General features: G+C 39.0%; 11 protein-coding genes. 6 read left to right on the top strand and 5 right to left on the bottom strand.

Annotated elements, in window-relative coordinates:
- Positions 1-6: 6 nt before the first annotated feature.
- On the bottom strand, positions 7-1905 hold the full coding sequence (gene dnaK / locus AC4IFE_RS00505; RefSeq protein WP_490754030.1) for a molecular chaperone DnaK: 1899 nt from the start codon (positions 1903-1905) through the stop codon (positions 7-9).
- Positions 1906-2162: 257 nt separating this feature from the next.
- Here dnaK and ppk1 point away from each other — a divergent pair, with 257 nt between their 5' ends.
- The 4 genes from ppk1 to AC4IFE_RS00485 all read left to right on the top strand — a co-directional run bounded on the left by ppk1 (position 2163) and on the right by AC4IFE_RS00485 (position 6113).
- Positions 2163-4235 (top strand): polyphosphate kinase 1, encoded by a 2073-nt coding sequence (gene ppk1, locus AC4IFE_RS00500; protein WP_490754029.1) that lies wholly within the window; start codon positions 2163-2165, stop codon positions 4233-4235.
- A complete protein-coding gene (locus AC4IFE_RS00495) occupies positions 4232-5116 on the top strand; it encodes a Ppx/GppA phosphatase family protein (protein ID WP_490754027.1) in 885 nt (294 codons plus the stop codon). The genes ppk1 and AC4IFE_RS00495 overlap by 4 nt, the downstream gene beginning before the upstream one ends.
- Before the next feature lie 188 nt (positions 5117-5304).
- Positions 5305-5958, top strand: coding sequence for an NAD-dependent epimerase/dehydratase family protein (locus AC4IFE_RS00490; protein ID WP_490754025.1), 654 nt, complete (start codon positions 5305-5307; stop codon positions 5956-5958).
- A gap of 5 nt (positions 5959-5963) precedes the next feature.
- Entirely contained in the window at positions 5964-6113 is a 150-nt protein-coding gene (locus AC4IFE_RS00485) for a hypothetical protein (RefSeq protein WP_490754024.1), read from the top strand.
- Between the two features lie 162 nt (positions 6114-6275).
- Here AC4IFE_RS00485 and AC4IFE_RS00480 read toward each other — a convergent pair whose 3' ends face one another.
- The 4 genes from AC4IFE_RS00480 to AC4IFE_RS00465 form a co-directional block, all read right to left on the bottom strand.
- Positions 6276-7844, bottom strand: a complete 1569-nt coding sequence (locus tag AC4IFE_RS00480) for a flotillin family protein (protein WP_336378806.1) — start codon at positions 7842-7844, stop codon at positions 6276-6278.
- 27 nt (positions 7845-7871) lie between these two features.
- Entirely contained in the window at positions 7872-8438 is a 567-nt protein-coding gene (locus tag AC4IFE_RS00475; RefSeq protein ID WP_490754022.1) for an NfeD family protein, read from the bottom strand.
- Between the two features lie 165 nt (positions 8439-8603).
- Positions 8604-8852 (bottom strand): NifU family protein, encoded by a 249-nt coding sequence (locus AC4IFE_RS00470; protein WP_002977212.1) that lies wholly within the window; start codon positions 8850-8852, stop codon positions 8604-8606.
- 45 nt (positions 8853-8897) lie between these two features.
- On the bottom strand, positions 8898-10007 hold the full coding sequence (locus tag AC4IFE_RS00465; RefSeq protein WP_490754021.1) for an Mrp/NBP35 family ATP-binding protein: 1110 nt from the start codon (positions 10005-10007) through the stop codon (positions 8898-8900).
- Positions 10008-10165: 158 nt separating this feature from the next.
- On the opposite strand from AC4IFE_RS00465, the gene AC4IFE_RS00460 reads away from it, so the two are divergent.
- Both AC4IFE_RS00460 and AC4IFE_RS00455 read left to right on the top strand, forming a co-directional pair.
- Positions 10166-10621 (top strand): hypothetical protein, encoded by a 456-nt coding sequence (locus tag AC4IFE_RS00460; protein ID WP_490754020.1) that lies wholly within the window; start codon positions 10166-10168, stop codon positions 10619-10621.
- Between the two features lie 277 nt (positions 10622-10898).
- On the top strand, positions 10899-13700 hold the full coding sequence (locus AC4IFE_RS00455; protein WP_490754018.1) for a GH92 family glycosyl hydrolase: 2802 nt from the start codon (positions 10899-10901) through the stop codon (positions 13698-13700).
- Positions 13701-13731: the final 31 nt, after the last annotated feature.

The raw sequence follows: 13731 nt of genomic DNA, 5'->3' as shown, positions 1-13731 counted from the left end.
TAATCCTTATTTTACTTCTTCGAAGTCTGCATCCTGTACATCATCAGCACCTCCTGCATTTCCTCCAGGATTCTGAGCTCCTGCATCTGCACTCTGAGCCTGCTGTCCTGCTGCATACAGTTCTTCTGAAGCTGCCATCCATGCTGCATCTAAAGCTTCTGTTTTAGCTTTCACATCGTCTGCATTTTTAGTTTCGAAAGCTGTTTTCAGTTCTCCGTGAGCTGCTTCAATAGCTGCTTTTTTATCAGCAGACAGTTTTTCTCCGAATTCTTTTAACTGCTTTTCAGTCTGGAAGATCAATCCGTCAGCTTTGTTGAAGATTTCAACTTCTTCTTTTTTCTTAGCATCTGCTGCAGAGTTTTCCTGAGCTTCTTTCTTCATTCTTTCGATTTCTTCGTCAGAAAGACCTGAAGAAGCCTGAATCTTGATCGTCTGCTCTTTTCCGGTACCTTTATCCTTCGCAGAAACGCTTAGGATACCGTTGGCATCAATATCGAAAGTTACTTCAATCTGAGGAACTCCTCTTGGTGCTGGTGGAATATCTGTAAGATCAAATCTTCCGATTTCTTTATTATCGTTGAACATTGGTCTTTCTCCCTGTCCTACTCTGATGCTTACAGCCGGCTGGTTGTCAGAAGCTGTAGAGAATACCTCAGATTTTTTAGTTGGGATCGTAGTGTTCGCTTCAATTAATTTCGTGAATACAGAACCCATTGTTTCAATACCCAGAGAAAGTGGTGTAACGTCAAGAAGCAATACATCTTTTACGTCTCCTGTCAATACTCCTCCTTGGATTGCAGCTCCAACAGCTACTACCTCATCCGGGTTAACCCCTTTTGAAGGTTTTTTACCAAAGAATTTTTCCACTTCTTCCTGAATGATCGGGATTCTTGTAGAACCTCCTACCAGGATTACCTCATCGATATCAGAAGTTGATAAACCTGCATCTTTCAATGCTTTTGCTACCGGCTCCATAGATCTTCTTACTAAATCTGAAGCCAATTGCTCGAATTTAGCTTTAGTTAAAGTCTTTACTAAGTGTTTAGGACCTGTAGCCGTAGCTGTGATATAAGGTAAGTTAATCTCTGTCTGAGCAGAAGAAGATAACTCGATTTTTGCTTTTTCAGCAGCTTCTTTCAATCTCTGAAGGGCAATAGCATCAGTTTTAAGATCTACTCCTTCTTCAGCTTTGAATTCATCTGCCATCCAGTTGATGATCACATCATCAAAGTCATCACCTCCTAAGTGTGTATCACCGTTAGTAGACAATACTTCGAATACTCCGTCACCCAGATCAAGGATAGAGATATCGAAAGTACCTCCACCAAGGTCATATACAGCAATCTTCTGGTCTTTATGGTTTTTATCCAAACCGTAAGCCAATGCAGCAGCTGTAGGCTCGTTGATGATTCTTTCTACTTTAAGACCTGCGATTTCTCCAGCTTCTTTAGTAGCCTGTCTCTGTGCATCGTTAAAATATGCAGGAACCGTGATTACCGCTCTTGTTACTTCCTGTCCAAGATAATCTTCAGCCGTCTTCTTCATTTTCTGAAGTATCATTGCTGAAATTTCCTGTGGTGTATATTCTCTGTCGTCGATTTTTACTTTTGCCGTATCGTTTGGTCCGGATACTACTTCATAAGGTACTCTTGAAATTTCTTTAGCATCTTCCTTAAAATGAGTTCCGATAAATCTTTTGATAGAGTATACAGTTTTCTTTGGATTCGTTACAGCCTGTCTTTTTGCAGGATCCCCTACTTTTCTCTCACCATCTTCTGTAAATGCTACGATAGATGGAGTCGTTCTTTTACCTTCCGCGTTAGGGATAACAACAGGGTCTTTACCCTCCATTACAGCAACACATGAGTTGGTTGTTCCTAAGTCAATTCCAATTATTTTACTCATAATATTTATATTTTTTCTAATTTTTATATTTTAATTTACACTCTCAATTTCTCAATATCTGTACCATATCATTTTTTGTGACAAAATGACAGAATCAAAAATAGTCAAAGCGAAGAATATCCGCCAGATTATGTTAAATTGTACTATCCAAGACAGTTTGAACATTGAAAATTTTAAAAAATTAATCAAAGTTTAACCTTATAAATATCAAATTAAACTATACGAATTGCTATTTTTGATAAAATATAAACTTTAGAATGTCAGTACACTTTAATCCGCGAGATATTACATGGCTTGCCTTCAATGAAAGGGTTTTACAGGAAGCAATGGACGAAAATGTCCCCTTACATTTAAGAATACGCTTCCTGGGAATTTTCTCCAACAATTTAGATGAATTTTTCAGGGTGCGCGTGGCAGGATTAAAGCGGGCAATGGATTTTAAAGAAAAAGTGATCGCTGAATCTTTCTATCAGCCACCCTCTAAGATTCTTCAGCGGATCAACGAAATTGTGATCAGACAGCAGCAGAATTTTGATAAGACCTGGAAGCATATCCAGACTGAAATGGCAGGGCTGAAGGTTTCTATTAAGACCTCTAAAAACCTGACGGCTAAGCAGAAGGAATTCGTAAGACAGTATTTTGATGAAGTCGTGGAATCCAATGTGATTCCCATCCTGCTTCATGAAAATACACCGATGCCTTATCTGAGGGATAAAAGCCTCTATCTGGGGGTTGCCATGAGAAAAAAAGACTGGCAGTATTCCAGCAATTATGCTATTATTGAAATCCCGTCACGTTTTGTAGGAAGATTTGTCCTGTTGCCTACAGAAGATCCGGAAGAAAAAAACGTTATGCTGCTTGAAGATGTTATTACCTTCAACCTTCCGCATATTTTTTCTTATTTTGGCTATGACGAATTTTCTGCCAATGCTTTCAAAGTAACAAAAGATGCCGAGCTGGACCTTGATAATGACATCCGGACCAATTTTGCAGAAAAAATAGAAAAGGGACTTAAAAACAGAAGAAAAGGAAAGCCTACCAGGTTTGTTTTTGATAAGGATATGGACAAGGCCTTACTGGAACTTCTTATCCGAAAACTGAATTTAACGAAAAAGGACAGCATTATTCCGGGAGGAAAAATTCATAATTTCAAACATTTTATGGATTTTCCTGATGTTTTTGAAACCTATGAAAAACCTGTAGAAAGATCTTCTTTCACTCATCAGGCTTTTGAAAATGGTGAAAGAGTGACAGATGTTATTTTAAAAAAGGATGTTCTTCTGTCTTTCCCATACCACAAATACAATCCTGTGATCGATCTTCTGCGTGAAGCAGCGATGGATCCTGATGTGAAGTCTATACAGATCACTGCTTACCGCCTGGCCAGTAATTCAAAGATCAGTAATGCTTTAATCTACGCCGCCAGAAATGGCAAAGAAGTGACGGTCATGCTGGAACTTCAGGCAAGGTTCGATGAAGAATCCAATCTCAAGTGGAAAGAAATGTTTGAGCCCGAAGGAATTACCGTACTTGTGGGCCTTCCCAACAAAAAAGTACATGCCAAGCTTTGTGTAATTAAGAAAAGAGCACACAATAAGACACTCCAGTATGGTTTTGTAAGCACCGGGAACTTCAATGAAAAAACGGCAAAAATATATGGTGACCATTTATTGATGACCTCAGACCGTGGCATCATGGCAGATATCAATAAAGTATTTAATGTCCTGAAGAAACCAAAAGATGATTTTCTTCCGGTTCTGAAAACCTGCAAAAATCTAATGATCTGTCCACAGTTCATGCGCGAAAAGATTGTTCACCAGATCGACAGGGAAATTGAAGAAGCTAAAGCTGGAAGAAGAGCAGAAATTATTGTCAAAGCTAATTCCATGAGCGACAGAGCCCTTATCGAAAAACTTTACGAAGCTGCAAAAGCCGGAGTTGTTACAAAAACAATCGTAAGAGGAATTTACTGTCCTGTCAATCAAAAGGAATTTAAAGAAAAAATAAAGGCAATAAGTATTGTCGATGAATACCTGGAGCATGCAAGAGTCATGTATTTTTATAATAAAGGTGCAGAAGACCTTTACATCTCATCTGCCGACTGGATGACCCGAAATCTGGACTACAGAATTGAAGCGGCTGCAAAGATCACAGACAAGGAACTGAAGAAGGAATTGAAAGATATTCTCGACATTCAGTTAAGAGATAACGTAAAAGCTCGTATTTTAGACAAGAAATTGAGCAACGAGTATGTGAGGAATGATAAAAAGGAATGCCGTTCTCAAATAGAAACCTACAAATATTTAAAAGCTAAAACAAGCAAAAAATGAAGATTGCAGCGATAGATATAGGAAGCAACGCCGCCAGACTTCTGATCAATGAAGTAAAGATCAGCAACAGAAAACCTGAATTTATTAAACTTAATCTTTTAAGAATTCCTTTGAGACTGGGTATGGATGTCTTTACCATGGGGATGATTGGAGAGGAAAGAGAAAAAATGGTCGTCGATTCTATGAAAATTTTCAGCGACCTTATGAAAATCTATAAAGTAGAGCATTATCGCGCCTGCGCCACCAGTGCCATGCGTGATGCCTCCAATGGAAATGAAATCATCAGACGGGTTCAGGAAACTTCGGGAATCAATATAGAGATTATCTCCGGTGACGAGGAGGCTACCCTTATCTATGAAAACCATGTTGCAGAAGGACTTGACAAAGAGTTCGCCTATCTTTACATTGATGTGGGAGGAGGTTCCACAGAGCTTACTTTTTATGAAAACGGAAAAATGGTATATGAAAAATCTTTCAATATCGGGACTATCCGGCTTCTGAACAATCTGGTAACTCCGGAAAACTGGCAGGAAATGAAGGATGAGATTAAAAATAATATTGTCAGTAAAAAACCTGTTGTAGCTATCGGTTCCGGAGGAAATATCAATAAGGTTTTCTCTATGAGCAAGACTAAAGACGGTAAACCGATGACGCTTTCCCATCTTAAAAAGGTCTATAAAGAATTTAATGAGCTTTCTGTAGAGGAAAGGATGACCAAACACACTCTCAGAGAAGACAGAGCCGATGTTCTGGTTCATGCTCTAAGGATCTTTAATAATGTCATGTCATGGTCGGATATCAACAGGATATTTGTTCCTAAAATTTCTGTAGCCGACGGACTTATCCATAATATCTACAGTCAGCTGCACGAAAAAAAATAAATTCTGACATATTATAAAAAACCAGCCATTGTTTGGCTGGTTTTTATTTTTATGCCATTGCGAACGAAGGATAGCTCATACTATAAATCTGCTCTTCAGTATTTATCTTCCAAAATGTAGAATTTTTGCTGTAAATTTAAAGTAATACTAAACGTTAGTACGTCATACATAATATCAACAGAAAAAGAATGAATCCGATCAAAATAATTCTTACAGGAGCAACCGGTATGGTAGGTGAAGGTGTCTTAATGGAATGCCTTGAAAATCCCAATGTTTTCGAAATACTAAGCGTAAGCAGAAAGCCTTCGGGAAAAACACATCCGAAGCTTAAGGAATATTTCGTTCCGGACTTTTTGTCTATCGACATGAATGATGAAAAACTTAAGGGCTATGATGCCTGTTTCTTCTGTGCAGGGATCAGCAGCGTAGGAATGAACGAGGAAGATTATACGAAAATCACCTACGATACTACGATTCATTTTGCCAAAGCAGTTCTGAACCAGAATCCGGAAATGGTTTTCAATTATGTTTCAGGTGCGTCTACGGATAGTACAGAAAGCGGAAAGCTCATGTGGGCAAGGGTAAAAGGCAGGACCGAAAATATTTTGAAAAAACTGGGCTTCAGAAATGCCTTCAATTTCCGTCCGGGATTTATGAAACCCGTTGAAGGCCAGACCAATGTAAAATGGTTCTTTAAACCATTTATTTGGATTTTTCCTGTTGTATTACCTTCAAAATCGTTAACTTTACACGAAGTGGGTAGAGCAATGATCAATGCCGTACATAGAGGCTATCCTACATCTACTTTGGAAATTAGGGACATTAAAAATTTAGCAATATGAGGGATATGTTAAAAAGAATAGTTATTGTTGTTTTTATACTTCTGGTTCTAATGGCTGTTTCAGGATTTTTATATATGCAGAAACATCCGCTGGAAGGAAAAAATTCGGTAGATAAAACCTCATCGAATATCCCGGAAAGCATGATAACCAAATAAAAATTTGTTTCTAATCCTCCATGTTATAATGGAGTTTTGTGATTTACCTTTTTTCTCAACATCCATTACCTTTAGTTAAACATTTCTGTAAAAGTTATTTTAGAATAAAAGACTTGGGCGGAAAGCTTCGCTTTCCGCCCAAGTCTTATCAATATCTTAATGTTAAGCTTTCGGAGTTTCGGGCCCCGGATTCATATCGTCAAAATTCTTTTTCTCTTTCTTTTCAGGAACCAGTACAATTTCTTTCTGTACCTCATCCGGTTTACCTTTTAGATATTCGGGTAAATTAAGGCCTGCCATATTAAACAGGTCGTTCAGCGGCGGTACCGTTTTCATCATTCCTGAAACAAAATTAGCGGTAGAGCCATTTCCGTCCTGTCCGTTTCCGCTGTCCCAAACCGTAATTTTATCAATTTTAATATTCTTAACGGCTTCTACCTGGGTTTTAACCAATTCAGGAAGTTTTTCAATTAACAGCAATTGGAAGGCACTGTTGGTATCTCCTCCTGCAGCCTGTACTATTTTATCGTAACCTTCAGCCTGCTTGGTCAGGATTTCGTAAAGACCTTTTGCTTCCGCTTCCATTTTAGCAAAAATAGCATCTGCTTCCCCTTTTGCCTGTAGTCTGATTTTCTCAGCTTCAGCCTGTGCATCGATAATGGCTTTCTGTTTTGCAATTTCTGCATGAACTACAATATTGGCCTGCTGGGTAGAACGCTCTCTTTCTGCTCTTGCAGCTTCCGCTTTCTGTTCAGCAAGGTAAGATTCTTCCAAAGACCGTGCAGCCTGCACTTTTTCTGCAGCAGTGGCAATTCTCAATGCTTCTGCTTCTTTCTCTCTTCTTTCAGCATCAGAGTTGGCAATGGTAATTTTTGCTTCGTTTTCCCCTTTTACAGCAATGGAATTTGCTAATGAAGTGGCAATTCTGGATTCTTTTTCCGCTTCTGCCTTACCTATAGATTCATCTTTTATGGCCGCTGCAATACTGATCTCTTTATCTTTTTGCGTGATCGCAATTTTTACGTCTCTGTCTCTTTGGGTTTCTGCTATCTGAGTATCTTTTTCCCTGTCGGCAATTGCTTTTCCGGTTTCCCCGATCTTCGTTTGCTCGGCAACACTGATGATCGCTTCGTTAATAGCTTTTGCTGCTGCTTCTTTACCCAAAGCTTCAATATATCCGGATTCATCTCTGATATCCGTTACGTTCACGTTGATCAGTTTTAAACCGATTTTTTTCAATTCAGTATCTACGTTTTTAGAAATATTGTCTAAAAATTTATCTCTGTCTGAGTTGATTTCTTCAATCGTCATTGTAGCAATCACCAAACGAAGCTGCCCGAACAGGATATCTTTGGAAAGTTCCTGGATTTGTTCCTGAGCCAGTCCCAATAATCTTTCTGCTGCATTTCCCATAGAATCCGGTTCCGTAGAAATGGCGATGGTGAATCTACAGGGTACATCTACACGGATATTCTGTCTGGACAGGGCATTGGTAAGATTGGCCTCTATAGAAATAGGTTTCAGGTCAAGGTAAGCAAAATCCTGAATAACGGGCCAGACAAAAGCACCACCTCCATGGATGCATTTTGCTGAGGTACCGCCTGTTTTACCGTAAATAACCAAAATTTTATCCGAAGGACATCTTTTGTACCTCGAAATAAGGGCCAAAAATGTGACGAATAGTACAAGTACGATAACTAATGTTAAAATAAGACTTCCTGGTATTGCCATAAATAGTTTTTATAAAATGGTTGATATTTAAATTTTTGAAACGACAAGGATCTTGTCATAGATGTAAGTCACCCTCACAGAATCACCGGATGGAATATTTTCTTTTTCTTCCGTCATTGCAGGAAGTTCGTGGCTGGTCCCGTTCACAGAAATGGTGATCTTTCCTTTGCCACCCATGTCTGCCGGAATGGTAAGATAAACTTCTCCTGTCCTTCCGATCAGGTTTTCCATTTTAAATGTATTGTCTTCGGTAAGTTTAAGGATCTGCATGATAAGAATAAAGAACAGAAATATAAATCCGGCGCCTACAAGCACTGCAACAAAGATCAGCAGCGATCTGTTGCCTATTGAGTCATAGAATGCTACACCACTCCATCCGAATCCTAAAAGGAAGTTGATCAGGTTTCTGAAAGAAAATAACTGAAAAGGGCTGTCAGCATGGCTGTCTCCGCTAAAATCAGAATGCATCACATCTCCATGGCTTCCTCCTACAAAAGTAAGAACAGTTTGAATTAAAAAGATAAGGCTGGCTGCTATGGCTGTATACCAGAACCCCTGTTGCAGTGGTTCTAAGTTTTGCAGAAATTCAAACATAAGATGCGTTTTTAACAAATATAATTAAAAAAATCAATAAAGCTAATAAAATCAGTGCAAAAGACAGCTATGAAGTATAAATCACACGAATTATTATCCTTTAACCGAGCATAAAAAAAGACAGGCTGAAAAAACCTGTCTTTAAAAAATATTTCGTGTAATTTTTTACTCTACATTGATTACTTTTTCAATCTCCGGGGCGTGTTGCTTGATGGTATTTTCTACGCCCAGTTTCAGGGTTGAAAAATTAAGCGAACACCCGGAACAGTTCCCCAAAAGTTTTACAAAAACCTGGTTATCCTTCACGTCAATAAGCTCGATATCACCTCCATCCTTATTCAGGAACGGCCTGATGCTTTCCAGAGCTTCCATTACTCTTGTTACTGTATCTTCGTGTGTTATATTTGTTTCCATATTTCTTTAGTTCAATTCGGCTTTTTCAAACTTAATTGAAAATAATTATTTTTTAGCTTTCGGCGAGCATCCTGCCATAGTCGAAATTTTTACAGCTTCCGTAGGTGGAAGATTTTTATTTCTTTCTACAAGACTTTCTACCATATTTCTTGCCGTTTCTGTATAGATTTCTGCAATTTTAGACCCTTCCTGAAGCGCTGCCGGTCTTCCGACATCCCCGGCTTCTCTGATGCTCTGGACCAATGGAATCTCCCCCAATACCGGAATCCCCAGATCTTCAGCAAGATACTGAGCTCCCTGTTGTCCAAAGATGTAATACTTGTTATCAGGAAGTTCTGCCGGCGTAAAATACGCCATATTTTCGATTAATCCAAGAACCGGAATGTTAATACTTTCCATCTGGAACATCGCAATCCCCTTTCTTACGTCTGCCAATGCCACATGCTGAGGTGTACTCACGATCACAGCACCGGTTACAGGAACTTCCTGGATGATGGACAAGTGGATATCTCCCGTTCCCGGAGGAAGGTCGATCAATAAAAAGTCAAGTTCACCCCATGCTGCATCCCTTATCATCTGGTTTAAAGCTTTGGAAGCCATAGGACCTCTCCAGACTACAGCCTGGTTGGCTCCTGAAAAATATCCTATAGACAGCATTTTCACCCCATAATTTTCTATAGGCTTCATCATACTTTTTCCGTTAACTTCTACAGAGATCGGCTTTTCGCCCTCAGTATCAAACATCGTAGGAACAGACGGTCCATAGATATCGGCATCCAGTAATCCTACTTTGAAACCCATTTTAGCTAAAGTAACTGCCATATTCGCAGCAACTGTAGATTTTCCTACGCCCCCTTTTCCGGAAGCAATAGCTATAATATTCTGGATTCCTGCAATCTGCTTACCTTTAATCTGGCTCTGCTGAATCTCGCTGGGTTCCGGAGAAACAATTTTCAATTTCAGATTAATATCTTCTCCAAACTCACTGGCAAAAGCCTGCTTCATGGCTGCTTCCAGCTTTTTCTTTTCATGCATTGCCGGTGAATGGGCTGTCATGTCAATATAAACATCATTACCCATGATTTGAAAGTTACTCACCAAATCATCTACTTCTATCTCTTTAAGGAAATCCTGAACCTTTTCTTTCGTCAACATACTAAATATAAATTGTTCACAAATTTACGCATTTTTTCGTCAATTTAGAATCAATAAAATCTATAACCTGATGTGATAAATAAGATTACAAAAATTCTATCCTTATATTTATGATCCTCATTCTTACAATATGAATTTATTGCCAAACAAAATGATCTATGAATACGAACACTTATCCTTCTAAATATGCATCTCCCAAAGGTATTTTTATGCTCGGGAAAACCAGGTTTAAATGGTATGATCTTGCCGAAGACCCATCTGTAGTTTCTGCTCAGGATATTATTGATGCTAAAGCCTGCATCGAAAAATCTGATGAAAATTTTCAGCATAAAGATGACCCGGGCTTTATCATTCTGCACCGATGCGGTGAATATTATCTTTTACTGGTGTGCACATGGAGAAATGAAAACGAATTATGGGAAAGTGTTTATTACAACGGTTCGGGAAAATTTGAAGTCTGGGATAGAAACAAAATTCATCTTCCTACATACTGTGTATGGGAAATGAGCATCGTATATCATGAGTCCAAAGCCTGGAAAAAATTCCTGGGGACAGACCGAACGGAAGTTGATAAACAAAATTATCTGGATGACCTTTTTGAAGGGGAAGTTTAGAATTTAAGATTTAAGGATTTAAAAATTGAATATTTAAAAGATTGAACAATTTATATAAATTCAATAGGAACGGGCTTTAGCCCGTTTATCAAATATATTATCAATCATCCGGCTTTAGCCAAAACCTAAATTAAAGCACAGCCATCTGTAAAAATATATTCAACATATAAAATCAATAATCCTTTGAACTAGGCCCTGTTTGTAGACAATTCCGGTCTTTTTTCATTACATTCCGTTCTGCCGTTTTTTCAATATATTCGCTGCATAAAATTATGATATGAAAAAAAGCCTGGCAGTTTTCTCACTATGTATTGCCCAGATTATCTATTCCCAGAATTATTCGCAGTATGTAAATCCTTTTATAGGAACCGGAGGTCATGGCCACACCTTTCCCGGAGCTATTGTACCGTTCGGAATGGTACAACTTTCTCCCGATACAAGGATAGATGGGAGCTGGGACGGATGCAGCGGTTATCATTATTCTGATTCTGTAATCTATGGCTTTTCTCATACGCACCTCAACGGAACAGGAGTATCGGATTACGGAGATATTATGCTGATGCCTACGATGGGGAATACAAGTTTAAGCTCTAAGGATTATTCTTCTAAGTTTTCGCATAAAAATGAAAAAGCATCAGCCGGATTTTATTCCGTCAAATTAGACAAAAGCAATATTGATGTCCGTCTTACCACTACCCAAAGAGTCGGCTACCACGAATATACCTTTAACAATTCCGGTAAGGCTAATATTATCCTAGACCTTAACCACAGGGATAAACTGCTGGAAGGTGAAGTAAAGATCATTGATGATAAAACCATTGAAGTGTTCAGAAGAAGTGAAGCCTGGGCTGCCAATCAGTACATCTACGCGAGAATTGAATTTTCAAAACCTATGAAAATATCGAAAAAAGAGGTTAACGGAAGGCAAGAAGACAAACTTTTCACAGGAACAAAACTCGCCCTGGCATTTTCGGCAGATGTTAAAAAAGGAGAAAAGATCAGCGTAAAAGTGGCGATCTCCCCGACAGGTTATGAAGGAACAGAAAAAAATATGATGGCAGAAGGAAAATCCAATGATTTCGAAACCGTAAAAAAACTGGCCGAAAATGATTGGAACAGGGAGCTGTCAAAAATTGAAGTCAAATCTGATGATAAGGATAAACTTTCTGTCTTCTATACAGCCCTTTACCACGTTTTTACGCAACCGAATATCAATATGGATGTAGATGGAAAATACAGAGGCCGCGATAACAAACTCCACACCACTAATGGATCTGATTATTATTCTGTCTTCTCTCTTTGGGATACTTTCAGAGCTGCCCATCCGCTGATGACGCTGATCGACAGAAAAAGAACAGCAGATTTCATCAATACTTTCATCAAGCAGTATGAACAGGGCGGAAAACTTCCGGTTTGGGAACTGGCTTCCAATGAAACGGAATGCATGATCGGTTACCATTCTGTTTCTGTAATTGCAGATGCGATGGCGAAAGGCATTCAGGGCTTTGATTATGAAAAAGCATTCGAAGCTTCTAAAAATTCTGCCATGCTGGATATTTTCGGCTTAAATGCTTATAAGCAGAACAATTACATCAGTATGGATGATGAACATGAAAGTGTATCAAAAACGGTGGAATATGCCTACGACGACTGGTGTATTGCCCAAATGGCTAAGGTTTTGGGCAAAAAAGAAGATTATCAGTACTTCATGAAGCGTTCGCAGAACTGGAAAAACCTTTACAATCCAAACAACGGCTTTATACAGCCCAGAAAGAACGGAAACTGGTATGAACCTTTTGATCCGGCGGAAGTCAACAATAATTATACAGAAGGAAATTCCTGGCATTATTCCTATTCGGTACAGCAGGATATTCCGGAACTGATCGCAGCTCATGGCGGAAAGGAAAAATTTGAACAGTTCATTGATGCTATTTTTGCGGCACCGGATAAAACAACCGGAAGAGAGCAGGCAGACATTACAGGATTGATGGGGCAATATGCCCAGGGGAACGAACCAAGCCACCACATTGCTTATTTATACAACTATGTGGGAAAACCGGAAAAAACAGATGCCAAGATTAAATATATTCTTGATCATTTTTATAAAAACACTCCGGACGGTCTCATCGGAAATGAAGACTGTGGCCAGATGAGTGCATGGTATATTTTAAGCTCACTGGGAATTTATTCTGTAACACCTGGATTGCCCGAATGGCAGACAACCACGCCCTATTTTGATGAGGTTAAAATTCATCTGGAAGACGGCAGCACGAAAATAATTACCAAGAACACCAGCAGATCCGAACTGCAGAAATTAGGTTTTGAAAACAGCAAGCCACTAAAGGATTTTAAATATATACCGCTGACTCCGGCTCCGGTCATTACCTCCGACAGGATCTTCGATTTTTCTGCCAAAGTACAGATCACACCACTGAATCCGGGTGACAAAGTATACTATATGACTTTGAGTGACAGTGACGCCAACGTAAGAAAAACTTTTACCGCATATAAAGGCCCTTTCACGATCAGTAAAACAACACAGGTTCTTGCCTATTCGGAAAGAAACGGCGAAAAAAGCTCAGTCACAGCAGCCAATTTCAACAGAAGGCCTAATTATTGGGATATTACCGTCAATTCAAAAGTTAATCCACAATATACTGCCAGTGGGAAACTGGCTCTGATTGACGGGATCAACGGTGATATAAACTGGAGAAAGGGTGAATGGCACGGCTATCAGGGCCAGGATTTTGAAGCCGTGATCGATTTAAAATCTCCACAACAAATTACTAAATTATCATCCACTTATCTTCAGGACAGCAGAGCCTGGATCCTGATGCCTAAAAAAGTAGAATATTATGCTTCCATGAACGGGAAAGACTTTGTCCTTCTGAAAACTTTAGATAATACCATAGATTCTAAAGATGAAAAAGTACAGATCAAGGATTTCGGAACAGAAATTCTTCCGACGGAAGCCCGCTACATCAAAGTAAAGGCATACTACTACGGAAAACTCCCGGAATGGCATCAGGGAGCCGGCGGTGAGGCTTATATCTTTATTGATGAAATTTCTGTGAAATAATGGTAAGGAAAGTTGGAAAACAGAATCTAAG

The sequence above is a fragment of the Chryseobacterium sp. UF-81 genome (assembly GCF_058245105.1).
Note: the sequence above shows the minus strand (reverse complement) of the source record. Positions and strands in the feature narration are given on the sequence as shown.